General features: G+C 62.6%; 20 protein-coding genes, 1 tRNA gene and 1 pseudogene. 20 read left to right on the forward strand and 2 right to left on the reverse strand.

Annotated features, from left to right (window positions below):
- The 16 genes and pseudogenes from tuf (CK221_RS09920) to CK221_RS09995 form a co-directional block, all read left to right on the forward strand.
- On the forward strand, window positions 1–1,175 hold a 1,175-nt coding region (tuf, locus tag CK221_RS09920; RefSeq protein ID WP_095833147.1), incomplete at its 5' end, for an elongation factor Tu.
- Between the two features lie 12 nt (window positions 1,176–1,187).
- Window positions 1,188–3,077 carry a hypothetical protein gene (locus CK221_RS09925; protein ID WP_245430603.1) on the forward strand — a complete coding sequence of 630 codons (1,890 nt, stop codon included), beginning with the start codon at window positions 1,188–1,190 and terminating at the stop codon, window positions 3,075–3,077.
- 251 nt (window positions 3,078–3,328) lie between these two features.
- Window positions 3,329–4,873 (forward strand): hypothetical protein, encoded by a 1,545-nt coding sequence (locus CK221_RS09930; protein WP_095777798.1) that lies wholly within the window; start codon window positions 3,329–3,331, stop codon window positions 4,871–4,873.
- A 98-nt stretch (window positions 4,874–4,971) separates the two neighbouring features.
- On the forward strand, window positions 4,972–5,457 hold the full coding sequence (locus CK221_RS09935; RefSeq protein ID WP_095777618.1) for a group II truncated hemoglobin: 486 nt from the start codon (window positions 4,972–4,974) through the stop codon (window positions 5,455–5,457).
- Window positions 5,458–5,545: 88 nt separating this feature from the next.
- Window positions 5,546–6,055 (forward strand): metal-dependent hydrolase, encoded by a 510-nt coding sequence (locus CK221_RS09940; RefSeq protein WP_095777619.1) that lies wholly within the window; start codon window positions 5,546–5,548, stop codon window positions 6,053–6,055.
- Between the two features lie 36 nt (window positions 6,056–6,091).
- Window positions 6,092–6,167, forward strand: a tRNA-Trp gene (locus tag CK221_RS09945).
- A 357-nt stretch (window positions 6,168–6,524) separates the two neighbouring features.
- Window positions 6,525–6,728: a preprotein translocase subunit SecE gene (gene secE / locus CK221_RS09950; protein ID WP_066989573.1), complete on the forward strand. Its 204-nt coding sequence runs from the start codon at window positions 6,525–6,527 to the stop codon at window positions 6,726–6,728.
- A gap of 27 nt (window positions 6,729–6,755) precedes the next feature.
- Window positions 6,756–7,280, forward strand: coding sequence for a transcription termination/antitermination protein NusG (nusG, locus tag CK221_RS09955; RefSeq protein WP_066989575.1), 525 nt, complete (start codon window positions 6,756–6,758; stop codon window positions 7,278–7,280).
- Between the two features lie 160 nt (window positions 7,281–7,440).
- Window positions 7,441–7,869: a 50S ribosomal protein L11 gene (gene rplK, locus CK221_RS09960; protein ID WP_059189557.1), complete on the forward strand. Its 429-nt coding sequence runs from the start codon at window positions 7,441–7,443 to the stop codon at window positions 7,867–7,869.
- 4 nt (window positions 7,870–7,873) lie between these two features.
- Window positions 7,874–8,572, forward strand: a complete 699-nt coding sequence (gene rplA / locus CK221_RS09965) for a 50S ribosomal protein L1 (protein ID WP_066989577.1) — start codon at window positions 7,874–7,876, stop codon at window positions 8,570–8,572.
- 386 nt (window positions 8,573–8,958) lie between these two features.
- Complete coding sequence (gene rplJ / locus CK221_RS09970) at window positions 8,959–9,477, forward strand: 50S ribosomal protein L10 (RefSeq protein ID WP_066989579.1); 519 nt, start codon at window positions 8,959–8,961, stop codon at window positions 9,475–9,477.
- Window positions 9,478–9,531: 54 nt separating this feature from the next.
- Window positions 9,532–9,912, forward strand: coding sequence for a 50S ribosomal protein L7/L12 (gene rplL, locus CK221_RS09975; protein WP_066989581.1), 381 nt, complete (start codon window positions 9,532–9,534; stop codon window positions 9,910–9,912).
- Window positions 9,913–10,177: 265 nt separating this feature from the next.
- Entirely contained in the window at window positions 10,178–14,314 is a 4,137-nt protein-coding gene (rpoB, locus tag CK221_RS09980) for a DNA-directed RNA polymerase subunit beta (RefSeq protein WP_066989583.1), read from the forward strand.
- Window positions 14,315–14,460: 146 nt separating this feature from the next.
- Window positions 14,461–18,657, forward strand: coding sequence for a DNA-directed RNA polymerase subunit beta' (rpoC, locus tag CK221_RS09985; protein ID WP_066989905.1), 4,197 nt, complete (start codon window positions 14,461–14,463; stop codon window positions 18,655–18,657).
- A 76-nt stretch (window positions 18,658–18,733) separates the two neighbouring features.
- A pseudogene (locus CK221_RS09990) lies at window positions 18,734–19,400 on the forward strand (O-methyltransferase).
- 75 nt (window positions 19,401–19,475) lie between these two features.
- Window positions 19,476–20,558, forward strand: coding sequence for a WG repeat-containing protein (locus CK221_RS09995; RefSeq protein WP_095777620.1), 1,083 nt, complete (start codon window positions 19,476–19,478; stop codon window positions 20,556–20,558).
- Between the two features lie 18 nt (window positions 20,559–20,576).
- Here the strand turns inward: CK221_RS09995 and CK221_RS10000 are convergent, their stop codons facing one another.
- Window positions 20,577–21,506, reverse strand: coding sequence for a Gfo/Idh/MocA family oxidoreductase (locus CK221_RS10000; RefSeq protein WP_095777621.1), 930 nt, complete (start codon window positions 21,504–21,506; stop codon window positions 20,577–20,579).
- Window positions 21,507–21,603: 97 nt separating this feature from the next.
- The gene (locus CK221_RS10005) at window positions 21,604–21,885 is read right to left on the reverse strand and encodes a transcriptional regulator (RefSeq protein WP_066989908.1); all 282 of its coding nucleotides are present in this window, start codon (window positions 21,883–21,885) and stop codon (window positions 21,604–21,606) included.
- A gap of 463 nt (window positions 21,886–22,348) precedes the next feature.
- Here CK221_RS10005 and rpsL point away from each other — a divergent pair, with 463 nt between their 5' ends.
- The 4 genes from rpsL to tuf (CK221_RS10025) all read left to right on the forward strand — a co-directional run bounded on the left by rpsL (window position 22,349) and on the right by tuf (CK221_RS10025) (window position 26,650).
- Window positions 22,349–22,720 (forward strand): 30S ribosomal protein S12, encoded by a 372-nt coding sequence (gene rpsL, locus CK221_RS10010; RefSeq protein WP_006202128.1) that lies wholly within the window; start codon window positions 22,349–22,351, stop codon window positions 22,718–22,720.
- A gap of 62 nt (window positions 22,721–22,782) precedes the next feature.
- Window positions 22,783–23,253 (forward strand): 30S ribosomal protein S7, encoded by a 471-nt coding sequence (gene rpsG, locus CK221_RS10015; protein WP_041003106.1) that lies wholly within the window; start codon window positions 22,783–22,785, stop codon window positions 23,251–23,253.
- Between the two features lie 29 nt (window positions 23,254–23,282).
- Window positions 23,283–25,373: an elongation factor G gene (gene fusA / locus CK221_RS10020; protein ID WP_067321482.1), complete on the forward strand. Its 2,091-nt coding sequence runs from the start codon at window positions 23,283–23,285 to the stop codon at window positions 25,371–25,373.
- A gap of 101 nt (window positions 25,374–25,474) precedes the next feature.
- A complete protein-coding gene (tuf, locus tag CK221_RS10025) occupies window positions 25,475–26,650 on the forward strand; it encodes an elongation factor Tu (RefSeq protein WP_066989565.1) in 1,176 nt (391 codons plus the stop codon).
- The last annotated feature ends 63 nt before the right edge of the window (window positions 26,651–26,713 follow it).

Here is a 26,713-nt window from a genome sequence, read left to right on the forward strand (position 1 = left end):
TGGCAAAAGGTAAATTCGAGCGCACCAAGCCGCATGTGAACATTGGCACGATCGGCCACGTCGATCATGGCAAGACGTCGCTGACGGCGGCGATCACGAAGTATTTTGGCGAATACAAGCGCTATGACCAGATCGACGCGGCGCCGGAAGAGAAGGCGCGCGGCATCACCATCTCGACGGCGCATGTCGAGTATGAGACGGCCAACCGTCACTACGCCCATGTCGACTGCCCCGGCCATGCCGACTATGTGAAGAACATGATCACCGGCGCCGCGCAGATGGACGGCGCGATCCTGGTGGTTTCGGCCGCCGACGGCCCGATGCCGCAGACCCGCGAGCACATCCTTTTGGCCCGTCAGGTCGGCGTGCCCTCGATCGTGGTGTTCCTGAACAAGGTCGACCAGGTCGACGACGCCGAGCTGCTCGAGCTGGTCGAGCTCGAGGTTCGCGAACTGCTGACCAAGAACGAGTTCCCTGGCGACGACATTCCGATCGTCAAGGGTTCGGCTCTGGCTGCGCTCGAAGATTCGAACAAGACCATCGGCGAGGACGCCATCCGCGAGCTGATGGCGCAGGTCGACGCCTACATCCCGACGCCGGTCCGTCCGCTGGACAAGCCGTTCCTGATGCCGATCGAGGACGTGTTCTCGATCTCGGGCCGCGGCACGGTCGTGACCGGCCGCGTCGAGCGCGGCGTGGTCAAGGTCGGCGAGGAATTGGAGATCGTCGGCATCCGTCCGACGGCCAAGACCACCTGCACGGGCGTCGAGATGTTCCGCAAGCTGCTCGACCAGGGCCAGGCCGGCGACAACATCGGCGCGCTCTTGCGCGGCATCGACCGCGAGGGTGTCGAGCGCGGCCAGGTTCTGGCCAAGCCGGGCTCGGTGAAGCCGCACAAGAAGTTCGTGGCCGAAGCCTACATCCTGACCAAGGACGAGGGCGGCCGTCACACGCCGTTCTTCACCAACTACCGTCCGCAGTTCTACTTCCGCACCACCGACGTGACCGGCATCGTGACGCTGCCGGCCGGCACCGAGATGGTGATGCCCGGCGACAACATCACCGTCGATGTCGAGCTGATCGTGCCGATCGCGATGGAAGAGAAGCTGCGCTTCGCCATCCGTGAAGGCGGCCGCACCGTCGGTGCCGGCATCGTCGTCACCATCAAAGAATAATCGATCCGGCACTTGCTGGTTCGACAAGGAAAGGGCGGACTTCGGGCCGCCCTTTTTGTTTCTCACGTTGCTGCGGAGTCGAACATTCGAGGTGATGCAAAAGCTATTGCAACCACCGCCGCCGCAACTATCATAGGTTGCGGCAGGGGCTTCGCCAACATGATTTCCGGGCGTCATTCAAACTGCACATCAAGATGGTTTCGCATACTGGTTCGCCGGGCACCGGTGCTTGCTATTGTGGTGGTGGCCTTTGCAGCAAAGGCCGATGACGTCCTCATACGGGCATGGCCCGATACGTTCATTTTGAACGGCCCGTCTTCCGACGGCTTTTCGGAAATGCGGTTCATCTTTGCGCGTAGCAGTGCAGTCGGCTGTAAGACCAATTGTCCGGAATGGATTTCAGCGGAAGGCGCCATCACTGCCGACACGCCGGCTCTGCTCAAGCGAGTGCTGAAAAAGCTCGGCACCCGCAAACTGCCGATCATTGTCAATTCCCCTGGCGGCGATGTCGACGCCGCACTTCAACTTGGTCGCATCATACGGAAGAACGGGCTCGACATCGCGATCGGCAAGACCGAGTTTTCCGATTGTTGGCCGGGAACGGAGGGCTGCGGGGCCAGCTTCGGCAAGGGCGTTGCCTATTTCGGCGTGGCGTCTGATGGCGCCGCCATGTGCAACTCTGCATGTCCCCTGATGTTCGCAGGTGGCGTTCGCCGCGTAGCCGGTGGCTGGGCCTATCTGGGTGTTCATCAGATCACCACCACTTGGTTCCCCTCCACAAGGCATTTTCGAACCACCTATAAAACCATTCGGGGCAAAAGATATCAGGTCACAACGGAGACCGTCACCGAAGGCCGAAGCTACAAGACCTATAAGATGAGCAAGGGGTTCGCGCGGAAAATCTCGGCCTATTTGGCAGAGATGGGCGTGGGGCAGGGGGTCCTCGACAAAATGAAAGCCACGCCGGCGAGCGACATTCAGCGGATCACCCTCCACGACATGCTAACGATGAAACTGGCCACCAGCACAGACACCGTGGAGCTGTTCACCGGAGTGATCCTGTGCATGGGTGACAAACCGGCTCCGAATTGCCGGGAAATAGCGGAGGATGCCCGGCCGGCCGCTGTAACGACGGCAAAGCCGGCACCTTCTCGACAGGCGGAAGCTCCATCTTCCAAGCCAGCCAAAGCCCCGACTGCCGTGCCGTTTCGAGGAGCGGCAGGAAATGCCGCGCCGGAGATGCGTTTCGTGGTCGTTCGCGGCAGCGATCCGCTCTGCGATCCCGACTGCCCGGAATGGATTTCGGCGGAAGGCGCGGTCACCCCTCGAACCCCGCAAAAACTTCGCCAGTTGCTCGCCGCGCTCGACAACCCGCGACTTCCCATTGTGATCAGCTCACGAGGCGGCGACTTGTTCGGCGCCTTGGCCGCAGGGCGGCTTATCCACGAACGCAAGCTAGACGTCGTCGTCGCCCGCACCAATATCCTGGGTTGCAACCCGCCCGGGGCGGGCTGTCTTGACGACAATGGCGCCTATGTCGGGCTGATCAGCCAATTCGGAGTGGAGTGCGATTCAGCCTGCGCACTCATGCTCGCCGGCGGCGCCAGGCGGCTGGTCGACCCCAAGGCGCGGCTCAGCGTGTCCTCGATGGGACAGAAGCGGATTGTCAAAGCCTATTTGGACGAGATGGCGATCAGCCCAGGCCTGTTCGCAGCGATAGATCAGAGTTCGGTCGAGCGTCAGCTTGAACCCGATGTAATGCTCAAGGTCGGGCTGGTGACCGGGCTGGACACATCGGACACGCTGACTGGCCCCGCCATTTGCAGGTCCTCGCCAAAGCCGGACAATTGCCGGCTCCCGCCCTCCGCCAACGCCCAGGCAAAGATGCCGCCAGAACTTTAGCGTTGTCGCGACGAAGTCGAGGCAGCAGCCGTCAGGCTGGCATTGCTCGCACCCTCTTCAATTCTATTGCAAGCATCGTCGCCGTAACTAGTATGGGTTGGACCGAGGGCTTGGCAGGCGTGATTTCCGCGTTCCTTTCAAAGGGTATTTCGTGGCCGCTAGGGCTGGTTCGGCTCGGGCTGGCCATCGCTATTGGGCTTACCGCGTTTGCCGCCGCAGCGAAGGAAACGCCGCCGGATTACGGCCCTGCCATGCGCTTCGTCGTGGTGCGCAGCAGCGCGCCAGGCTGCGAGCCGAGCTGCCCGGAATGGATTTCTGCCGAAGGCAGCATCGAGGCCGGCACGCCGGCGCGGTTCAAGCGCCTCTTGAAGACGCTCGGCGGCCGGCAACTGCCGATCGTCGTCAATTCTCCTGGAGGCAATGTCGACGCCGCGCTCCAACTCGGCCGTATGATCCGTAAGAACAAGCTCGACATCGCCGTGGGCACTACGGGGTTTTCCGGCTGCTCGCCCGAAATGAAGAACTGCCGGGACAATGACAGTAAGAACACGCCGTATTCCGGCATCGCCTACGACAGCGGCGCCATGTGCAATTCCGCATGTCCCCTGATGTTTGCCGGCGGCGTCCGCCGTGTGGTCGGCGAGTGGGCTTTTCTCGGGGTTCATCAGATCACCACGACATATCACAGGGAAAAGCTGCTCTACCGCACCACCTACAGAATTGTGAACGGCAAGAAGAAGGTCCTCAGCACCAAGGTCGTCAGCCGCAAGAATGCCGGCAGCTACAAGACCTACGAGATGAGCAAGGCGGTCGAGAAACGGCTGTCCGGCTATCTGAAAGAAATGGGTATTGGGCAGGGCGTGCTGGACGTGATGAAGGGGACGCCGGCAAGCGACATAAGGCAGATCGAGCCCGACGATATGCTGGAGATGAAGCTCGTCACCAGCCTCGATTCTCTCGACCTGATGACCGAAGCAGCCATATGCCGGCGCGATCCGGTGCCAACGAGCTGCCGCGAGATACCGGCCAATGGCAAGGCCAAGCCGGCCGAGGTGGCGACGGTCGCGGCCAAACCGGCCTACAGCCAGCCGGCGGAGGCAGCATCACCGCCAAAGCCGCAGCAGGAAATGCGTTTCGTCCTCGTTCGCGGCAGCAATCCGCTCTGCAACCCCGACTGTCCGGAATGGATTTCGGCGGAGGGAACGATCGTTGCCGGCACGCCCGACAGGCTGCGCGAGCTGCTGGACAAGGTCGGCGGGCGCAGGCTGCCCATCGTCCTCAACTCACAGGGCGGCGATGTCCAGGGCGCGCTCGCCGCCGGCCGGCTGATCCGCGAGCGCAGATTGGATGTTGCGGTCGCCCGGACGGATTTTCTCGATTGCGATCCCGGCACGGCAGGGTGCGTCTCCAAGGACAACCTTCATAATGGTCTCACCGTTGAAGCCGGCGCCGAATGCGATGCAGCCTGCGTGCTGATGATCGCCGGCGGCACCAGGCGCTTGGTAGGCGCCGATACGCGTTTCCTGGTGCATTCCATGGGCATGGAAGACAAGGTCCGGTCGTATCTTGAGGAGATGGCGATCGGCTCGGGCCTGTTCGTCGCGTTGCAGTCGGCCCAATACGCCAAGCACAGGGAGCTCAGCCAGGACGAATTGGCGGGGTTCGGGCTCACCACCAGCCGCCAGTCGGTAGACGCTCTGACGGGCGCCACCATTTGCAAATCTTCGCCAAAACCCGATAACTGCCGGGTTCTGCCGTCCGGCAACGCCGAAGCGGAAGCTCCGGCCAAGCTTTAGCAGCATTCGGCGCCACCCCGGCACTGGCCACGGAGGCAGGTTGAGCCGGCTCCGAGCTTGCCGCTATCCTTCTAGGCTCAAACGTAGGAGGACCGGATATGAACGAGGGTGTCCCGACTTTGTTCGAATGGGCCGGCGGCAGCGAGGCGCTCAACCGGCTGACGCAGATCTTTTACAACAGAGTGACCTTGGACCCGATCGTCGGTCCGGTGTTCAGGCACATGTCGCCGGACCATCCGGCGCATGTCGCCGCCTTCATCGGCGAGGTTTTCGGCGGGCCGAAGACCTACAGCGAAAGGCATGGTGGCCACCGCGAGATGGTCATGCATCATCTCGGCAGGCATCTGAGCGAGGAGCAGCGCCGGCGCTGGATCAACCTCCTGGCGGATGCGGCGGACGAAGCCGGCCTGCCGGGCGATCCCGAGTTCCGTTCCGCCTTCATGGGCTATATCGAATGGGGATCGCGACTGGCCAAGATGAATTCCAATCTCGGCGAGACTTGCGACCCTGAGATCGAGCCAATGCCAAGCTGGGGTTGGGGCGTGCCGGGCGGGCCTTACAAGCCGCCGGCCGGGAAATCGTAGCCGAAGATGCTGGGTTTCTGCAAAATTCCGAAAAGATGACGCCGCAAAGACACCGCAGGGTCGTTGCATCAATGTGAGACGACCTTGCATGCTGATTGCCCATCTCCCATCGGGCTATATTCTGGGAAGGCTCGCGCGAAGACGGCGACGGGAGGCATCCGATGTGGTGGCTGCCGCAATGCTCGGCAGCGTCATCCCGGACATCGACATGCTCTATTTTTACCTGATCGATGGCGGTCGCACGCACCATCATGCCTACATCACGCATTGGCCGTTGTTCTGGGCGACGATCGGGACGGTAGGCGTGTCGGTCGGTCGGTTGTTGGGGTCGCGGCGTCTGCCGTCGATCGCCATCTTCTTAGCCGGAGCCATGTTGCATATGGCACTCGACACGGTGGCATCGCCGATCATGTGGTTGGCGCCGTTCAGTCATCGCCCGTTTGAGCTCGTGGCGGTTCCGGCCAGCCATGGGAACTGGGTCCTGAACTTCGTTCTGCATTGGACTTTCGCGCTTGAACTCGTGATCTGCGCATGGGCCCTGCGGCTTGGATGGCTGCGATCGGCGCTTCCGGCCGACGTGTCTCAAAAGGGCTCTTGAGTTCTCATCGGCTTTGTGAAATAGCAGCGCCCGTATACGGGCATAGCTCAGTTGGTAGAGCGGCGGTCTCCAAAACCGCAGGTCGTAGGTTCGAGCCCTGCTGCCCGTGCCACCTCCCATGGCAGACTGAGGGTGGGCGCGCTCCGCCGTTGAAAACCGGGGGCGGCTTGCCATATAGCAAAAACTGGGGCATAAGGCCCCGCATAGCCGGGACGGAACGACTGGATGGTTCCGAGGCGGCGCTAAAACATAAAGCGGAACACTTGCCACTTGCGTGGACCAAGAATCGGTTTTATGTAGACTGAACAGACACGCGACGCGTGGAGCTGGGAAGCCGGCTTTACGCGTCTGATTTGCGTGGGCGAAATGGTGGTGCTGATTCGGCGCCGGCACGAAGTCCAGGCGGCACGTCCCGGCCAGCGGGATCATCCAGGAGACCCGGCCAACGGGTCTTGAAGACAGGCGGCAGATGGCTTCGAAAACCACAAACCCTTTCACATTTCTCCAGCAGGTTCGCGCGGAGACGGCCAAGGTGACATGGCCCTCGCGCCGCGAGACTATGATCTCGACGGTAATGGTCCTGGTTTTTGCGCTCATCGCCATGATCTTCTTCTTCACCGCCGACATAGCCATGGGCTATGCGATCGAGTGGATTCTGGGCCTCGGACATTAAGTTCGGCGATTACGGAGAGGTCGTGAAATGACGCGGTGGTACATCGTCCACGCTTATTCGAACTTCGAGAAGAAGGTCGCCGAGGACATCGAGAACAAGGCCAAGCAGAAGGGCCTGTCGGGCGAGATCGAGCAGATCGTGGTGCCGACGGAGAAGGTCGTCGAGATACGCCGCGGCCGCAAGGTCGATGCGGAGCGCAAGTTCTTCCCCGGTTATGTGCTCTTGAAGGCCAACCTGACGGACGCCGTATTCTCGCTGGTCAAGAACACGCCGAAGGTCACCGGCTTCCTCGGAGACTCCAAGCCCGTGCCGATCACCGAGGCCGAGGCGCAACGCATCCTGAACCAGGTTCAGGAAGGCGTCGAGCGTCCGAAGCCGTCGGTCACCTTCGAGATCGGCGAGGCGATCCGGGTCTCGGACGGTCCGTTCGCGTCGTTCAACGGCTTCGTCCAGGAAGTGGACGAGGAGCGGGCGCGCCTCAAGGTGGAAGTTTCGATCTTCGGGCGCGCGGTGCCCGTCGATCTCGAATTCGGACAGGTCGAAAAGGGCTGATCCGAAGGTCCCCGTCCGACAGGCGAAGGGATCGGCGGCGCGAAGGAATGGCGCTGCCATGAACGGGTGGGAGGCGAATGCGGCTTAGCCGGCCGCTGGAACCGCACCACCAGACTGCAACCGCCGGTTTTCCCGGCATGAGATAAAGGCAGGAATAGAGATGGCTAAGAAAGTTGCAGGCCAGCTCAAGCTCCAGGTTGCCGCGGGCTCGGCCACGCCGTCGCCCCCGATCGGCCCGGCGCTAGGTCAGCGCGGCATAAACATCATGGAGTTCTGCAAGGCGTTCAACGCGCAGACCCAGGAACTGGAGAAGGGCTCGCCCATCCCGGTCGTCATCACCTACTACCAGGACAAGTCGTTCACCTTCGTCATGAAGACGCCGCCGGTGAGCTACTTCCTGAAGAAGGCCGCCAACCTGAAGTCTGGTTCGAAAGAGCCGGGCAAGGTCAAGGCCGGCACGATCTCGCGCGACAAGGTGCGCCAGATCGCCGAGCAGAAGATGAAGGACCTGAACGCAAACGACGTCGAAGCGGCCATGCGCATGGTCGAGGGCTCCGCCCGCTCGATGGGCCTGGAAGTGGTGGGCTAAGATCATGGCAAAGATTGCAAAGCGTGTTGCCAAGAGCCGTGAAGGCATCGACCCGAACAAGGCCTATGCGCTCTCTGAGGCGCTGCAGCTGCTGAAGGACCGGTCCACGGTGAAGTTCGACGAGACGGTCGAGGTCGCGATGAATCTCGGCGTCGATCCGCGCCATGCGGACCAGATGGTCCGCGGCGTTGTCAACCTGCCGAACGGCACTGGCCGGTCGGTGCGCGTCGCCGTGTTCGCGCGCGGCGACAAGGCCGAGGAGGCCAAGGCGGCCGGCGCCGATATCGTTGGCGCCGAGGACCTGGTCGACATCGTCCAGAAGGGCACGATCGATTTCGATCGCTGCATCGCCACCCCGGACATGATGCCGCTGGTCGGCCGCCTGGGTAAGGTGCTCGGCCCGCGCGGCATGATGCCGAACCCGAAGGTCGGCACCGTGACCCCCGATGTCGCGGCCGCCGTCAAGGCCTCGAAGGGCGGCGCCGTCGAGTTCCGCGTCGAGAAGGCCGGCATCGTCCAGGCCGGCGTCGGCAAGGTCTCGTTCGACGTCAAGGCGCTGGAAGAGAATGTGCGGGCCTTCGCCGATGCGGTGAACAAGGCCAAGCCCGCCGGCGCCAAGGGCAACTACGTCAAGAAGGTGTCGGTCACCTCGACGATGGGTCCCGGCCTCAAGCTCGACATCGCGACGCTCGCCGCGTCGTAAATGTCGCCTGACCGGCTTCTGGCCGGTCGCAAAAGAATTCCGGACCGCCGATCCGTCGGCGGCCCGGTAACCCGGAGGCTGAAAGGTTTCCGGATATCCTGTCCGAGATTGCAGGCGGCCGGCCTTGGTTCAAAAGGGGGCCTTAATTCATGTGGGCCTGCATGAGACGGGTGAAGACCCGACAAAGGAGCGAAAAGCTCCAATGAAAGGTTCGAACCGTGTTTGCCTTTTGTCAGCACATCAACCGGCTTTGCCGGCGGATGTGGCGAAAGGGGGCAGGATCCTCGAGCGCCGTTCGGGAGATCCGTTTGTGGATGGCCCGGCCGGCAAAAGGCAACCCGACTTCTGACCTCGTGAATGGGGCAGGGGTCAACTGGAGATAGGCAGTGGACAGAGCGGAAAAACGCGAACTCGTCACGGGCCTGAACGAAGCGTTCTCGAACGCGGGTTCAGTCGTCGTGGCCCACTACGCCGGTATCACCGTCGCGCAAATGAACGACCTTCGGTCGAAGATGCGCGCCGCCGGTGGCACCGTCAAAGTCGCGAAGAACCGTCTCGCCAAGATCGCTCTTCAGGGCACGGACTCCGCATCGATCGTCGATCTGTTCAAGGGACAGACGCTGATCGCTTATTCGGAGGATCCGGTTGCGGCGCCGAAGATCGCGTCCGAGTTCGCCAAGGGGAATGACAAGCTGATCATTCTCGGCGGCGCAATGGGCTCGACCTCGCTCAACGCCGACGGTGTCAAGGCACTCGCCACGATGCCGTCGCTCGACGAGCTGCGCGCCAAGCTGGTTGGCATGATCGCCACGCCGGCAACCCGGATCGCCCAGATCGTCAATGCGCCCGCGGCTTCGGTCGCGCGCGTCATCGGCGCTTACGCCCGGAAGGACGAGGCGGCATGAGGCCGTTCCTCGCTGTCAACAACACACGTTCGAACCAAGTAAAGGAATACACAAATGGCTGATCTGGCAAAGATCGTAGACGACCTTTCGAAGCTGACCGTCCTCGAGGCGGCCGAGCTGTCGAAGCTCCTGGAAGAGAAGTGGGGCGTTTCGGCTGCTGCTCCGGTGGCGGTCGCCGCTGCTGGCGGTGGCGCTGCCGCTGCTGCTGCTCCGGCTGAAGAGAAGACGGAATTCGACGTCGTTCTCGCCGACGCCGGCGCCCAGAAGATCAACGTCATCAAGGAAGTCCGCGCCATCACCGGCCTTGGCCTCAAGGAAGCCAAGGACCTCGTCGAGGCGGCTCCGAAGCCGGTCAAGGAAGGCGTTTCCAAGGCCGATGCTGACAAGTTCAAGGCTCAGCTGGAAGCAGCTGGCGCCAAGGTCGAGCTGAAGTAAGCCTTATGGTTGAGGGCGGACGGCCTCGCGCCGGCCGCCCCCTCCCTTGACGAAAGGGAGGCTTCGTTGCGCGAGACATTTGAAAACCTCTTTCCTGAGGGCCGGAAGCGGCCTTCAGGAAACGGGTTTTCTCCCGTTTTTACCGGCAGCCCCCAAGCAATTGGAAGGGCGGCCGGAAAACAGACAGGGGCGGCCGGCGAGCGGCCCATTGGTGCAAGGCGAACCGCGGCGAGGTTCGCCCCGAGTTTTGAGCTAAGGAGCGACGATGGCCCAGACCCAGACTTTCAATGGCCGCAGACGCGTACGCAAGTTCTTCGGGAAGATCCCGGAAGTTGCGGAGATGCCGAACCTCATCGAGGTTCAGAAGGCATCCTATGACCAGTTCCTGATGGTGGACGAGCCCAAGGGTGGGCGTCCGGACGAGGGGCTGCAGGCTGTTTTCAAGTCGGTCTTCCCGATCTCCGATTTTTCCGGCTCCTCGATGCTGGAATTCGTGAAGTATGAGTTCGAAGGACCGAAGTTCGACGTCGACGAATGCCGTCAGCGCGACCTGACCTATGCTGCGCCGCTGAAGGTGACGCTGCGCCTCATCGTGTTCGATATCGATGAGGATACCGGCGCGAAGTCGATCAAGGACATCAAGGAGCAGGACGTCTATATGGGCGACATGCCGCTCATGACGTCGAACGGCACCTTCATCGTCAACGGCACCGAGCGCGTCATCGTCTCGCAGATGCACCGTTCGCCGGGCGTCTTCTTCGACCACGACAAGGGCAAGTCGCACTCGTCGGGCAAGCTTCTGTTTGCCGCGCGCGTCATCCCCTATCGCGGCTCGTGGCTCGACATCGAGTTCGATTCCAAGGACGTGGTCCACGCCCGCATCGACCGCCGCCGCAAGATTCCGGTGACGTCGCTGCTGATGGCGCTCGGCATGGACGGCGAAGAGATCCTGTCGACCTTCTACAACAAGATCACCTACAAGCGCGCCGGCGACCACTGGCGCATCCCGTTCAATGTCGAGCGCTTCCGCGGCCTCAAGGCTGTCGGCGACCTGGTCGACGCCGACACGGGCGAGATCGTCGTCGAGGCCGGCAAGAAGATCACCGCCCGCCAGGCCCGCCAGCTCGGCGAAAAGGGTCTCAAGGCGATCAAGGCGACCGACGAGGACCTGCTCGGCAACTACCTGGCCGAGGACATCGTCAACTACGCCACCGGCGAGATCTTTCTCGAGGCCGGCGACGAGATCGACGAGAAGACGCTGAAGGTGCTGCTCGGCACCGGCGAGGACGAGATCCAGATCCTGGACATCGACCACGTCAATGTCGGCGCCTACATCCGCAACACGCTCGCCGTCGACAAGAACGAGAGCCGCCAGGACGCGCTGTTCGACATCTACCGCGTCATGCGTCCGGGCGAGCCGCCGACGCTCGAGACCGCCGAAGCCATGTTCAACTCGCTGTTCTTCGACAGCGAGCGCTATGACCTGTCGGCTGTCGGCCGCGTCAAGATGAACATGCGCCTCGAGCTCAAGGCCGAGGACACCGTGCGCGTGCTGCGCAAGGAAGACATCCTGGCCGTGGTCAAGACGCTGGTCGAGCTGCGCGACGGCAAGGGCGAGATCGACGACATCGACAATCTCGGCAACCGCCGCGTCCGCTCGGTCGGCGAGCTGATGGAGAACCAGTACCGCGTCGGCCTGCTGCGCATGGAGCGCGCGATCAAGGAGCGTATGTCCTCGATCGAGATCGACACGGTCATGCCGCAAGACCTGATCAACGCCAAGCCGGCGGCCGCCGCCGTGCGCGAGTTCTTCGGCTCCTCGCAGCTCTCGCAGTTCATGGACCAGACCAACCCGCTGTCGGAGATCACCCACAAGCGTCGCCTGTCGGCGCTTGGACCGGGCGGTCTGACCCGCGAGCGTGCCGGCTTCGAGGTGCGCGACGTGCATCCGACGCATTACGGCCGCATCTGCCCGATCGAGACGCCGGAAGGCCCGAATATCGGTCTGATCAACTCGCTCGCCACCTTCGCGCGCGTCAACAAGTACGGCTTCATCGAGAGCCCGTACCGCAAGATCGTCAACGGCAAGCTGACCAATGAAGTCGTCTATCTGTCGGCGATGGAGGAGGCCAAGCACCACGTCGCGCAGGCCAACGCCGAGCTCGATAAGAACGGCAGCTTTGTCGACGAGTTCGTCATCTGCCGCAACGCCGGCGAGGTGATGATGGCGCCGCGCGAGAACGTCGACCTGATGGACGTGTCGCCGAAGCAGATGGTGTCCGTGGCCGCGGCCCTCATCCCGTTCCTCGAGAACGACGACGCCAACCGCGCGCTGATGGGCTCGAACATGCAGCGTCAGGCCGTGCCGCTGGTGCGCGCCGAGGCGCCGTTCGTCGGCACCGGCATGGAGCCGGTCGTGGCCCGTGACTCAGGCGCCGCCATCGGTGCCCGCCGCGGCGGCGTGGTCGACCAGGTGGACGCCACCCGTATCGTTATCCGCGCCACCGAAGATCTCGACCCGGGCAAGTCCGGCGTCGACATCTACCGGCTGATGAAGTTCCAGCGTTCGAACCAGAACACCTGCATCAACCAGCGTCCGCTGGTGCGTGTCGGCGACCGGGTGAACAAGGGCGACATCATCGCCGACGGTCCTTCGACCGAGCTCGGCGATCTGGCGCTCGGCCGCAACGTGCTGGTCGCGTTCATGCCGTGGAACGGCTACAACTACGAGGACTCGATCCTGCTCTCCGAGCGCATCGTGGCCGACGACGTCTTCACCTCGATCCACATTGAGGAGTTCGAGGTTATGGCCCGCGACACCAAGCTCGGACCGGAGGAGATCACGCGCGACATTCCGAACGTCTCGGAAGAAGCGCTGAAGAACCTCGACGAGGCCGGCATCGTCTATATCGGCGCGGAAGTGCAGCCGGGCGACATCCTGGTCGGCAAGATCACGCCGAAGGGCGAAAGCCCGATGACGCCGGAAGAGAAGCTCCTGCGCGCCATCTTCGGCGAAAAGGCCTCGGACGTTCGCGACACCTCTATGCGCATGCCTCCGGGTACCTTCGGCACGGTCGTCGAAGTGCGCGTCTTCAACCGCCACGGCGTGGAGAAGGACGAGCGCGCCATGGCGATCGAGCGCGAGGAGATCGAGCGTCTGGCCAAGGACCGCGACGACGAGCAGGCGATCCTCGACCGCAACGTCTATTCGCGCCTGTCGGACATGCTGGTCGGCAAGGAAGCGATTGCCGGGCCGAAGGGCTTCAAGAAGGGCTCGAAGCTGTCGAAGGACACGCTCGACGAGTATCCGCGCTCGCAGTGGTGGCAGTTCGCCGTGGAGAACGAAAAGCTCCAGAGCGAGCTGGAAGCCCTGCGCGGCCAGTACGACGACTCCAAGAAGGCGCTAGAGCAGCGCTTCATGGACAAGGTCGAGAAGGTGCAGCGCGGCGACGAGATGCCTCCGGGCGTCATGAAGATGGTCAAGGTCTTCGTGGCGGTGAAGCGCAAGATGCAGCCGGGCGACAAGATGGCCGGCCGTCACGGCAACAAGGGCGTGGTGTCGCGCATCGTTCCGGTCGAGGACATGCCTTTCCTCGAGGACGGCACGCATGCCGATATCGTGCTCAACCCGCTGGGTGTGCCGAGCCGCATGAATGTCGGCCAGATCCTGGAAACGCATCTGGGCTGGGCCTGCGCCGGCATGGGCAGGAAGATCGGCGAGCTGATCGACGCCTACAAGGCTGGCGGCGACATCAAGCCGCTGCGCAAGACGCTGGAAAGCTTCATGCCTTCCAACGACCGCAACGAGCCGGTCCGCGACTATGACGACGAGAGCATCATTCGCCTGAGCGAGCAGATGCGCCGCGGCGTCTCCATCGCGACTCCGGTGTTCGACGGCGCGCACGAAGCCGACATCAACACCATGCTGCAGCAGGCGGGCCTGCACACCAGCGGTCAGTCGCAGCTCTATGACGGCCGCACCGGCGAGCCGTTCGATCGCAAGGTGACGATGGGCTACATCTATATGCTCAAGCTTCACCACCTGGTGGACGACAAGATCCACGCGCGCTCGATCGGTCCGTACTCGCTCGTCACCCAGCAGCCGCTGGGCGGCAAGGCGCAGTTCGGCGGCCAGCGCTTCGGCGAAATGGAGGTCTGGGCGCTGGAAGCCTACGGCGCCGCTTATACGTTGCAGGAGATGCTGACGGTGAAGTCGGACGACGTTGCCGGACGCACCAAGGTCTACGAGGCGATCGTGCGCGGCGACGATACGTTCGAAGCCGGCATTCCCGAGAGCTTCAACGTTCTCGTCAAGGAGATGCGCTCCCTCGGCCTCAATGTCGAACTGGAGAACACCAAGTTCGAAGACGCTGCCGTGCGGCTGCCCGATGCTGCCGAATAGGGGCGCGGCCGAACAAGGGTAATGGCGCGTCGCGAAACAACGTGGCGCGCCCCACAAATTCTCGGCCGGTCAGGCCGGCCAGTCTGCGGGCATTCGGCCCGCGCTCGATGCAAGGGGTTTTCGAGGACCCCGAAAAGGAGAACGGCATGAACCAAGAGGTCATGAATCTCTTCAACCCCCAGGCGCCTGCGCAGGTGTTCGATTCCATCCGGATCTCGCTCGCCAGCCCTGAGAAGATTCTGTCCTGGTCGTTCGGTGAGATCAAAAAGCCGGAGACCATCAACTACCGCACCTTCAAGCCGGAGCGTGACGGTCTGTTCTGCGCGCGCATTTTTGGTCCGATCAAGGACTACGAGTGCCTGTGCGGCAAGTACAAGCGCATGAAGTACAAGGGCGTCATCTGCGAAAAGTGCGGCGTCGAAGTCACGCTGTCGCGCGTCCGCCGCGAGCGCATGGGCCATATCGAGCTCGCCGCCCCCGTCGCCCATATCTGGTTCCTGAAGTCGTTGCCTTCGCGCATCGGCACGCTGCTCGACATGACGCTGAAGGATATCGAGCGCGTCCTCTACTTCGAGAACTACATCGTCACCGAGCCTGGCCTCACCGCGCTGAAGGAGCACCAGCTGCTCAGCGAGGAAGAGTACATGCTGGCCGTCGACGAGTATGGCGAGGACTCTTTCACCGCCATGATCGGCGCCGAGGCCATCCATGACCTGTTGGCCGGCATGGATCTGGAGAAGATCGCCGGCGATCTGCGCTCGGAGCTGGCTTCGACCTCGTCCGAGCTGAAGCAGAAGAAGCTTCTGAAGCGGCTCAAGGTCGTCGAGAACTTCATGGAATCCGGCAACCGTCCGGAATGGATGATCATGAAGGTCGTCCCGGTGATCCCGCCGGACCTGCGCCCGCTGGTCCCGCTGGACGGCGGCCGCTTCGCCACGTCCGACCTCAACGACCTCTATCGCCGCGTCATCAACCGCAACAATCGTTTGAAGCGGCTGATCGAGCTGCGCGCGCCCGGCATCATCGTGCGCAATGAAAAGCGCATGCTGCAGGAGGCCGTCGACGCGCTGTTCGACAACGGCCGCCGCGGCCGCGTCATCACCGGCGCCAACAAGCGTCCGCTGAAGTCGCTGTCCGACATGCTCAAGGGCAAGCAGGGTCGGTTCCGCCAGAACCTGCTCGGCAAGCGTGTCGACTATTCTGGCCGCTCGGTCATTGTGACCGGTCCGGAACTCAAGCTGCATCAGTGCGGCCTGCCGAAGAAGATGGCGCTGGAGCTGTTCAAGCCCTTCATCTACGCCCGCCTCGATGCCAAGGGTTTCTCCTCGACCGTCAAGCAGGCGAAGAAGCTGGTCGAGAAGGAGCGTCCGGAGGTCTGGGATATCCTCGACGAGGTCATCCGCGAGCATCCGGTGCTCTTGAACCGCGCGCCGACGCTGCACCGCCTCGGCATCCAGGCGTTCGAGCCGATCCTGATCGAAGGCAAGGCGATCCAGCTGCATCCGCTGGTCTGCACGGCCTTCAATGCCGACTTCGACGGCGACCAGATGGCGGTCCATGTGCCGCTGTCCCTGGAAGCGCAGCTCGAAGCGCGCGTGCTGATGATGTCGACCAACAACATCCTGCACCCGGCCTCCGGCGCGCCGATCATCGTGCCGTCGCAGGACATGGTTCTCGGTCTCTACTATCTGTCGATTGTCAACCAGAACGAGCCGGGCGAAGGCATGGTGTTCGCCGACATGGGCGAGCTCCAGCATGCGCTGGAGACCAAGGCGGTGACCCTGCACGCCAAGATCAAGGGCCGCTTCCGCACCGTCGATGCCGAAGGCAAGACGGTGTCGAAGATCTATGAAACCACGCCCGGCCGCATGATCATCGGCGAGCTTCTGCCGAAGAACGTCAACGTACCGTACGACATCGCCAACCAGGAGATGACCAAGAAGAACATCTCCAAGATGATCGACACCGTCTACCGCCACTGCGGCCAGAAGGAGACGGTCATCTTCTGCGACCGCATCATGGCTCTCGGCTTTGCGCATGCCTGCCGCGCCGGCATTTCGTTCGGCAAGGACGACATGGTGATTCCGGACACCAAGCTGAAGCTGGTCTCCGATACCGAGGCTTTGGCCAAGGAGTACGAGCAGCAGTACAATGACGGCCTGATCACGCAGGGCGAGAAGTACAACAAGGTGGTCGACGCCTGGGCCAAGTGCTCGGAGAAGGTCGCCGACGAGATGATGGCCCGCATCAAGGCGGTCGAGTTCGAGGAAAACGGCCGTCAGAAGCCGATGAACTCGATCTATATGATGTCGCATTCGGGTGCGCGCGGTTCGCCCACCCAGATGCGCCAGCTCGCCGGCATGCGCGGCCTGATGGCCAAGCCTTCGGGTGAGATCATCGAGACGCCGATCATCTCGAACTTCAAGGAAGGCCTCACCGTGCTCGAGTACTTCAACTCGACCCACGGCGCCCGCAAGGGTCTGGCCGACACCGCCTTGAAGACGGCGAACTCGGGGTACCTGACCCGCCGTCTGGTCGACGTGGCGCAGGACTGCATCGTCAATTCGCTGGATTGCGGCACCGACAAGGGCCTCACCATGCAGCCGATCGTCGATGCCGGTCAGATCGTCGCCTCGGTCGGTCAACGCGTGCTCGGCCGCACGGCGCTCGATGACATCAACCACCCGGTCTCGGGCGAAGTGCTGGTCAAGGCCGGCAAGCTGATGGACGAGCGTGACGTGGAGCAGATCGAGAAGGCCGGCGTGCAGTCGGTACGCATCCGCTCGGCGCTGACCTGCGAGGTCAGGACCGGCGTCTGCGCGGTCTGCTACGGTCGCGATCTTGCCCGCGGCACGCCCGTCAACCAGGGCGAGGCCGTCGGCGTCATCGCGGCGCAGTCGATCGGCGAGCCGGGCACCCAGCTCACCATGCGCACCTTCCACATGGGCGGCACCGCGCAGGTGGTGGATTCTTCGTTCCTCGAAGCCTCCTATGAGGGCAAGGTCGAGATCCGCAACCGCAACGTGGTGCGCAATTCCGAAGGTCAGCAGATGGTGATGGGCCGCAACATGGCGGTTCTGATCCTCGACGAGGCCGGCAAGGAACGCGCCACGCACCGCGTCGCCTACGGCTCGCGCATCTTCGTGGATGACGGCGACAAGGTGAAGCGCGGGCAGCGCATCGCCGAGTGGGATCCTTACACCCGCCCGATCCTCACCGAAATCGAGGGCAAGGTGGCGTTCGAGGATCTGGTCGACGGCATCTCCGTTCAGGAGACGGCCGACGAGTCGACCGGCATCACCAAGCGTGAGGTCATCGACTGGCGTTCGACGCCGCGCGGCAGCGACCTGAAGCCGGCGATCGTCGTGCAGGACGCCAAGGGCAAGGTGGGCAAGCTGTCGAAGGGCGGCGATGCACGTTTCCTGCTCTCGGTCGAGGCCATTCTCTCGGTCGAGCCGGGCGCGCATGTCCGTCCGGGCGACGTGCTTGCGCGTATCCCGATGGAAAGCGCCAAGACCAAGGACATCACCGGCGGTCTGCCGCGGGTGGCCGAATTGTTCGAGGCTCGCCGTCCGAAGGATCACGCCATCATCGCCGAGATCGACGGCACGGTCCGCTTCGGCCGCGACTACAAGAACAAGCGCCGCATCATCATCGAGCCGCACGACTCGACGCTGGAGCCGGTCGAGTACCTGATCCCGAAGGGCAAGCCGTTCCATCTGCAGGACGGCGACGTCATCGAGAAGGGCGACTACATCCTCGACGGCAACCCGGCGCCGCACGACATCCTCGCGATCAAGGGCGTGGAGGCGCTTGCGTCCTACCTCGTCAACGAGATCCAGGAGGTCTACCGCCTGCAGGGCGTGTCGATCAACGACAAGCACATCGAGGTGATCGTTCGCCAGATGCTGCAGAAGGTCGAGATCACCACGCAGGGCGACTCGACCTACATTCCGGGCGACCACGTCGACGTGATCGAGCTGGAAGAGGTCAACGAGCGGTTGATCGAGGACGGCAAGAAGCCGGCCGAAGGTCAGCCGGTGCTGCTCGGCATCACCAAGGCCTCGCTGCAGACGCCGTCCTTCATCTCGGCCGCGTCCTTCCAGGAGACGACCAGGGTGCTGACGGAAGCCGCGGTCGCCGGTAAGACCGACATGCTGCAGGGTCTGAAGGAGAACGTCATCGTCGGCCGCCTGATCCCGGCGGGCACGGGCGGCACGATGAGCCAAATAAGGCGCATCGCCACCTCGCGCGACGAGCTCATCATCGACGAGCGCCGCAAGGCCTCCGGTGTCGAGGTCGCCGAGCCGATGCTGACCAACATGGTCAACGCCGCGCAGTAAGCGCGGATGCAATGAGAGAAAGAAAAGGGGCCCGCGTGGCCCCTTTTTTCATTCGGGTTATGAACGAGGAAAAACCATGAGCGCCAGGACCTGGACAGCTGTCGACGACTACATCGTCTCCTCTCTTTTCGATGCGGATCCCGCGCTAGACGCGGTGCTTGCGGCGAACCGCGAGCAGGGCCTGCCGGCGATCGACGTCTCGGCCGCGCAGGGCAAATTGCTTTCGCTTCTGGTGCGGATTCGCGGCGCAAAGGAAGGTGCTCGAGATCGGCACGCTCGGTGGTTACTCGACCATCTGGATGGCAAGGGGCCTGCCTGCCGATGGCAGAGTAGTGACGCTGGAGCTTGAGCCGCACCGTGCCAGGGTCGCGCGCTCGAACTTCGAGCGGGCAGGGGTTTCCGACAAGGTGGATCTGCGGCTCGGGCCAGCTCTTCAATCGCTAGCAGCCTTGGTCAGCGAAAATACCGGTCCGTTCGACCTGATCTTCATCGACGCCGACAAGCCGAACAACCCGAATTATCTCAGCTGGGCCATGCGGCTGTCGCGCTCCGGAACGGTGATAGTCTGCGACAATGTCATCCGCGACGGCGCCGTGCTGAAGGATGACGGCCGCGACGAATACGTCGTCGGTGCCCGCGCAGCGCTCTCATTCATCGGGCAGGAGAAGCGGCTGGACGGCACCGCCATCCAGACCGTCGGCGCCAAGGGCTATGACGGATTTGCGATAGCGATCGTCGATTGAACATATGGGCGGCCAGCGCATTGCAATTTGATACGAGAAACCGCTAAGCTTTTTTTGGTCCGACTGGAATTGGTCATGGTCACTTTCCAAAGCCATCAAGAGTTGTGGCCATTGCGCTCTAAGTCAAATGGCAAGACCGGATACATCGATCGCAATGGCGATTGGGCCATCAAGCCAACATTTGACAAGGCTACCTATTTCCACAGCTGCAGAGCCGGCGCACTTCTGGGCGATCGCTGGGGAGTTCTGAACAAGCAAGGCGATTGGTTGGCTGCTCCGAGGGCAACAAACGCGCTGAACACGTACGGGGAAGGCCCGGTGCGTGCGCAGGTGGCTGGAAAATGGGGCCTTATCGACGATGCGGGAAACTGGATCATCAAGCCGCAGTTCTCGTCCATGTCATGGTTTTCGTCAGGCCTCTGCAGCGTCATTCTTGAGGGAAGGTACGGCTGCGTAAATTTTGCCGGGAATTGGGTCATTCCGCCCGTCTACGGGATGATCGGCGCGTTCTATGGCGGCGAGGCAATCGCAAAACTCTCAAACGGCCTCTTTGGCTGCCTCGACGCCAGCGGTAGCTGGAATGTTCCGCCGGCCTTCAGAAGCCTTTCAGTACGTGATCCTGTGAGCGGGCTTGCCGCTGCCGGCGTCATGACTGATACCCGGGGATATCTTGAAGGCTATATCGACCAAGATGCGAAATGGGCTATCGAGCCAAAGTTTCATCGCGCGGGGCGCTTCTCCGAAGGATTTGCGTGTGCACAACGGGGCGACCCCGGCGATGACATCATTCTCGAACACGAACGATGGGGTTTTATTGACAGTACGGGCGCGTGGATCATAGAGCCGGGTTTCCAAGGCGCGCTCCAGTGCTCCGCAGGCGTGGCTCCCGTCGAGTACCACGATCGATTTGGCTTCCTGAATATGCAAGGCGTGTGGGTGTTTGAGCCGGTTCTCGACGTCGCCTGGCCGCTATTCAATGGTCTCGCCGAGGCCAAGCTCAATGGGAAGTATGGGTTCCTCGATCGTTCGATGAACTGGATCATCAAACCAATTTACGACAAGGCTGAAGACTTCGGAGACCTGATTCGTGTCGAACTCGGCGGCCATGAAATGTACATCGATCGACTTGGCAGCAACTTGAATGGCTCCGCAGCCTGACGCCCGATCATTACTGGTTCAATCGAAGAAAGGCTCGACCACATTGCGCTTGCCGAGCATGAAGGCGTCGGCGACGTGCTGGAGCGGGGCCAGGTCGACGTCGCAGATGCCGGCGCGGACAATCTCGGCGAAACGCTTGTAGAGCATCGGATATTCGGCTTCCGGCTCGTCATGGATGATCTTGCCGTCGACGGCGAGCTTTGCGCCGCCGCCCGAAAGCACCATCTTGCCCTCGTCGGTCTCGGCCAGGATGTCCCAGCTCTGCGGACCGGTCTGCAGCCAGTCGAGTTCCATCGTCACCGGGAGCCCGTTCGAGGTGCGGAAGGTGACATGCGCCGCGACCGGCGAGGCGCGGTTCTCGGGGAAGTCGAGCACGGCCGAGGTGATGAACATCGGCGGCAAGATGTGGGTAGCGATCGATAGCGCGTTGATGCCGGGATCGAACACGCCGAAACCGCCCGGCGCCCAGATCCATTCCTGGTTCGGGTGCCAGCGGCGCACGTCTTCCTTCCAGTTGATCGCCGCCGAGTCGATTCTGGCCGAAGCCAGGAGGGCGCGCGCGGCCTCGACCGCCGGCGCGTAGCGCGAATGCCAGCTGGCGAAAAGCGAAACGCCTTTCTTCGCGGCAATCGCCTTCAGGTGCTCGACCTCGCTGACGGTGGCGCCCGGCGGCTTCTCCATGAAGACGTGCTTTCCGGCGTCGAGCGCGGTGCGCGCGGCGTCATAGCGGAACTGCGGCGGCATGCAGAGCGAGACGGCTTCCAGGCCCGGCTCGGCCTCGAGCATCGCCTCGATCGTCGGATAGTTCGGGATGCCGTCCACCTTGCCATGGCGGCTGGCGGCGGCCGCAAGCTGATAACTGCTGTCCTTGGCCAGTGCCGGAAGATGCTGGTCGCGGACGATCTTTCCCACGCCGACGATACCGATCCTGAGGGGGTTGCTGGTCATTGGGACTCCGAGGGATGGAAGAAGTAGGTGTTCTTAGGCAGGACAACGGTGCCCGGCAAGCCTGGACGAAATCGCAATCTCGCGATCCCTCACGGGATCAGCTCGGCTCGTCGAAGGTAACGATCGAGACTTCGCCCTCCAGCGCGCCCTGATAGGCGGACAGATGCGGCTCTTCGTCGGGGGTGCCTTCCATGTCGCCGATCTGGTCGAGCTCGGCTTCGGCGAATCCTTCGGCGGCGAGCGATTCGAGCGCGCGGCGGACGGCAGAATCATCGTCGGGCGCGACCAGCATCACATGCACGCCTTCCGGCTTGCCGCCTTTTCGCCGCCACACCCGGCCGGTGATGATGGTGACCGGGCGCTCCTCGTTGTCGTTCACGGGCTGATTCCTCCGGAAGCGGGGAGTTTTGCCATTCATGCCGCCTTATTTGCACGAAGCCGGCCGAGATGACAGGCGAAAGCGGGTCACTTTCTTCCTCGCTCTTGAAAAAAGACGCAAGAAAATTACATGCGTTTTCCGCATGGCTGCCAAGCTCCGGATCGGGCGCAATATTTGCCGTTCCGGGGTTGACGGATAGGGGGCTTGCGAGTAGAAGCCGCCACGTCAGAACCGATGTGAGACTTGCTTTTCCGAGGCGACGCGCCTTGGAGTTTGCCTCAAACAGGGTTCGTTTTACGAGCGAAAAGACATCTCCGGCGCGCATGAAGCGGCTTCCGCTTCCTCTGCAATTTGTTCGGGCAGGACCGCGAGGCGCGGTGTGTTGCCCGAATTCGCGTATGGAAATGACGCTTTGAGCGGCCCTGACAGGGCAAGACACGGAATTGAGAGACAAGAGGGTTTAATGCCTACCGTCAACCAGCTGATCCGCAAGCCGCGCCTGGCGCCGGTGAAGCGCAACAAGGTCCCGGCCATGCAGCAGAACCCGCAGAAGCGGGGCGTCTGCACGCGCGTCTACACGACGACGCCGAAGAAGCCGAACTCGGCGCTGCGCAAGGTGGCCAAGATCCGTCTGACCAATGGTTTCGAAGTGATCGGCTACATCCCGGGCGAAGGCCATAACCTTCAGGAGCACTCGGTGGTCATGATCCGTGGCGGCCGCGTCAAGGATCTGCCGGGCGTCCGCTATCACATCATCCGCGGCGTGCTCGACACCCAGGGTGTGAAGAACCGCAAGCAGCGCCGTTCGAAATACGGTGCCAAGCGTCCGAAGTAAGGGTTTCCGGCTTCGGCGCTTTTTTTGACTGCGCCGTGCCACGAGATTGAGAGACAAGAGCCATGTCCCGTCGTCACAGTGCAGAAAAGCGTGAGATCAATCCGGACCCCAAGTTCGGCGATCTGGTCGTCACCAAGTTCATGAACGCCGTCATGTATGACGGCAAGAAGTCGGTCGCCGAGACCATCGTCTACGGCGCGCTGGACCAGGTCCAGGCCAAGACCAAGCAGGAGCCGGTCGCTGTCTTCCACCAGGCGCTCGACAATGTCGCGCCGCATGTGGAAGTGCGTTCGCGTCGCGTCGGCGGCGCCACCTACCAGGTTCCGGTGGACGTGCGCCCCGAGCGCCGCCAGGCGCTGGCCATCCGCTGGCTGATCGCCGCCGCACGCAACCGCAACGAGACTACGATGGTCGACCGCCTCTCGGGCGAGCTGATGGACGCGGCCAACAACCGCGGCACGGCCGTCAAGAAGCGTGAAGACACCCACAAGATGGCGGAAGCCAACCGCGCCTTCGCGCACTACCGCTGGTAAAGCGCGAACGAGACTGAGAGGCACCTCCCATGGCCCGCGAATACAAAATCGAAGACTACCGCAATTTCGGTATCATGGCGCATATCGACGCCGGCAAGACGACGACGACCGAGCGCGTCCTGTACTACACGGGCAAGTCGCACAAGATCGGCGAAGTCCATGACGGCGCTGCCACCATGGACTGGATGGAGCAGGAGCAGGAACGCGGCATCACCATCACCTCGGCCGCGACCACGACCTTCTGGAAGGGTCGTGACGGCAAGATGCGCCGCTTCAACATCATCGACACTCCCGGACACGTCGACTTCACCATCGAGGTCGAGCGCTCGCTGCGCGTGCTCGACGGCGCCATCGCGCTGCTCGATGCCAACGCCGGCGTCGAGCCGCAGACCGAGACCGTGTGGCGCCAGGCCGACAAGTACCACGTGCCGCGCATGATCTTCTGCAACAAGATGGACAAGATCGGCGCCGACTTCTACCGCTCGGTGGAAATGATCGGCTCGCGCCTCGGCGCGCAGGCCGTTGTCATGCAGCTGCCGATCGGCGCCGAGACCGAGTTCAAGGGCGTCGTCGACCTCGTCGAAATGAACGCGCTGGTCTGGCGCGACGAGACACTGGGCGCTGCCTGGGACGTCGTCGAGATCCCGGCCGACCTCAAGGACAAGGCCGCTCAGTATCGCGAGAAGATGATCGAGGCCGCCGTCGAGATGGACGAGACCGCGCTCGAGAATTACCTCGAAGGCAACATGCCGTCGAACGACGAGATCCGTGCGCTGATCCGCAAGGGCACCATCGCGGTCAAGTTCTTCCCGATGTTCTGCGGCTCGGCCTTCAAGAACAAGGGCGTGCAGCCGCTGCTGGACGCCGTTGTCGAATACCTGCCGTCGCCGATCGACGTGCCGGCCATCAAGGGTGTCGACGCCAAGACCGACGCCGAGATCGAGCGTCATGCCGACGACAACGAGCCGCTGTCGATGCTGGCGTTCAAGATCATGAACGACCCGTTCGTCGGCTCGCTGACCTTCGCTCGCATCTACTCGGGCAAGCTCACCAAGGGCACCTCGCTCGACAACACCGTGAAGGGCAAGAAGGAGCGCATCGGCCGCATGTTGCAGATGCATGCGAATTCGCGCGCCGATATCGAGGAAGCCTATGCCGGCGACATCGTCGCGCTGGCCGGCCTCAAGGACACGACGACCGGCGACACGCTCTGCGATCCGCTGCATCCGGTCATCCTCGAGCGCATGGAATTCCCCGATCCGGTCATCCAGATCGCCATCGAGCCGAAGACCAAGAACGACCAGGAAAAGATGGGCCTCGCGCTGCATCGCCTGGCGGCAGAGGATCCGTCCTTCCGCGTCAAGACCGACGAGGAAAGCGGCCAGACCATCATCGCCGGCATGGGCGAGCTGCATCTCGACATCATCGTCGACCGCATGCGCCGCGAGTTCAAGGTGGAAGCCAATGTCGGCGCTCCGCAGGTGGCCTATCGCGAGACGATCACCCGGACCCACGAGCAGGACTACACGCACAAGAAGCAGACGGGCGGCACCGGCCAGTTCGCTCGCGTCAAGATCGTGTTCGAGCCGAACACCGAGAGCGAAGAGTTCCTGTTCGAGTCCAAGATCGTCGGCGGCGCGGTGCCGAAGGAATACATCCCCGGCGTCGAGAAGGGCATCCAGAGCGTCATGGGTTCCGGCCCGTTTGCCGGCTTCCCGATGATCGGTGTCAAGGCGACGCTGATCGACGGCGCCTTCCACGACGTCGACTCCTCGGTGCTGGCGTTCGAAATTGCCTCCCGCGCCTGCTTCAAGGAAGCGGCCCCGAGGCTCGGCGTGCAGCTGCTGGAGCCGATCATGAAGGTCGAGGTCGTGACGCCGGAAGACTATGTCGGCGGCGTTATCGGTGACCTCAACGGCCGTCGCGGCCAGATCCAGGGCCAGGAAGCGCGTGGCGTGGCAGTCGTCATCAACGCGATGGTGCCTTTGGCCAACATGTTCAAGTACGTCGACAATCTGCGTTCGATGTCGCAGGGCCGCGCCCAGTACACGATGCAGTTCGACCACTATGAGCCGGTCCCTACGGCGGTGGCCCAGGAAGTCCAGAAAAAGTACGCGTGAGAATGCCTGTGCCACCGGAGCCGCGGCTCTTGCGCGTTTCCGGTTCGGCTGGAGCGAATATCAATTTCCCCGAGCGGGATGAGTAAAGACGGAGAAATACAGTGGCAAAAGGTAAATTCGAGCGCACCAAGCCGCATGTGAACATTGGCACGATCGGCCACGTCGATCATGGCAAGACGTCGCTGACGGCGGCGATCACGAAGTATTTTGGCGAATACAAGCGCTATGACCAGATCGACGCGGCGCCGGAAGAGAAGGCGCGCGGCATCACCATCTCGACGGCGCATGTCGAGTATGAGACGGCCAACCGTCACTACGCCCATGTCGACTGCCCCGGCCATGCCGACTATGTGAAGAACATGATCACCGGCGCCGCGCAGATGGACGGCGCGATCCTGGTGGTTTCGGCCGCCGACGGCCCGATGCCGCAGACCCGCGAGCACATCCTTTTGGCCCGCCAGGTCGGCGTGCCCTCGATCGTGGTGTTCCTGAACAAGGTCGACCAGGTCGACGACGCCGAGCTGCTCGAGCTGGTCGAGCTCGAGGTTCGCGAACTGCTGACCAAGAACGAGTTCCCCGGCGACGACATTCCGATCGTCAAGGGTTCGGCTCTGGCTGCGCTCGAAGATTCGAACAAGACCATCGGCGAGGACGCCATCCGCGAGCTGATGGCGCAGGTCGACGCCTACATCCCGACGCCGGTCCGTCCGCTGGACAAGCCGTTCCTGATGCCGATCGAGGACGTGTTCTCGATCTCGGGCCGCGGCACGGTCGTGACCGGCCGCGTCGAGCGCGGCGTGGTCAAGGTCGGCGAGGAATTGGAGATCGTCGGCATCCGTCCGACGGCCAAGACCACCTGCACGGGCGTCGAGATGTTCCGCAAGCTGCTCGACCAGGGCCAGGCCGGCGACAACATCGGCGCGCTCTTGCGCGGCATCGACCGCGAGGGTGTCGAGCGCGGCCAGGTTCTGGCCAAGCCGGGTTCGGTGAAGCCGCACAAGAAGTTCGTGGCCGAAGCCTACATCCTGACCAAGGACGAGGGCGGCCGTCACACGCCGTTCTTCACCAACTACCGTCCGCAGTTCTACTTCCGCACCACCGACGTGACCGGCATCGTGACGCTGCCGGCCGGCACCGAGATGGTGATGCCCGGCGACAACATCACCGTCGACGTCGAGCTGATCGTGCCGATCGCCATGGAAGAGAAGCTGCGCTTCGCCATCCGTGAAGGCGGCCGCACCGTCGGTGCCGGCATCGTCGTCACCATCAAAGAATAACTGGACGAAACGGATCTGTCGCGGGCGCGGGGCTGCCCGCGCCGCGCCAGAACAAGGAATTGA

It is taken from the genome of Mesorhizobium sp. WSM3868 (genome assembly GCF_002294785.1).
Taxonomy (GTDB): Bacteria; Pseudomonadota; Alphaproteobacteria; order Rhizobiales; family Rhizobiaceae; genus Mesorhizobium.

What these genes read in the sequence shown, in the direction of transcription:
- CK221_RS09930 (WP_095777798.1), top strand. Translation starts at nt 3,329, where the DNA reads ATGCGCTTCGTCGTGGTGCGCAGCAGCGCGCCAGGCTGCGAGCCGAGC.
- CK221_RS09935 (WP_095777618.1), top strand. Translation starts at nt 4,972, where the DNA reads ATGAACGAGGGTGTCCCGACTTTGTTCGAATGGGCCGGCGGCAGCGAG.
- CK221_RS09940 (WP_095777619.1), top strand. Translation starts at nt 5,546, where the DNA reads ATGCTGATTGCCCATCTCCCATCGGGCTATATTCTGGGAAGGCTCGCG.
- secE (WP_066989573.1), top strand. Translation starts at nt 6,525, where the DNA reads ATGGCTTCGAAAACCACAAACCCTTTCACATTTCTCCAGCAGGTTCGC.
- nusG (WP_066989575.1), top strand. Translation starts at nt 6,756, where the DNA reads ATGACGCGGTGGTACATCGTCCACGCTTATTCGAACTTCGAGAAGAAG.
- rplK (WP_059189557.1), top strand. Translation starts at nt 7,441, where the DNA reads ATGGCTAAGAAAGTTGCAGGCCAGCTCAAGCTCCAGGTTGCCGCGGGC.
- rplA (WP_066989577.1), top strand. Translation starts at nt 7,874, where the DNA reads ATGGCAAAGATTGCAAAGCGTGTTGCCAAGAGCCGTGAAGGCATCGAC.
- rplL (WP_066989581.1), top strand. Translation starts at nt 9,532, where the DNA reads ATGGCTGATCTGGCAAAGATCGTAGACGACCTTTCGAAGCTGACCGTC.
- rpoB (WP_066989583.1), top strand. Translation starts at nt 10,178, where the DNA reads ATGGCCCAGACCCAGACTTTCAATGGCCGCAGACGCGTACGCAAGTTC.
- rpoC (WP_066989905.1), top strand. Translation starts at nt 14,461, where the DNA reads ATGAACCAAGAGGTCATGAATCTCTTCAACCCCCAGGCGCCTGCGCAG.
- CK221_RS09995 (WP_095777620.1), top strand. Translation starts at nt 19,476, where the DNA reads ATGGTCACTTTCCAAAGCCATCAAGAGTTGTGGCCATTGCGCTCTAAG.
- CK221_RS10000 (WP_095777621.1), bottom strand. Translation starts at nt 21,506, where the DNA reads ATGACCAGCAACCCCCTCAGGATCGGTATCGTCGGCGTGGGAAAGATC.
- rpsL (WP_006202128.1), top strand. Translation starts at nt 22,349, where the DNA reads ATGCCTACCGTCAACCAGCTGATCCGCAAGCCGCGCCTGGCGCCGGTG.
- rpsG (WP_041003106.1), top strand. Translation starts at nt 22,783, where the DNA reads ATGTCCCGTCGTCACAGTGCAGAAAAGCGTGAGATCAATCCGGACCCC.
- fusA (WP_067321482.1), top strand. Translation starts at nt 23,283, where the DNA reads ATGGCCCGCGAATACAAAATCGAAGACTACCGCAATTTCGGTATCATG.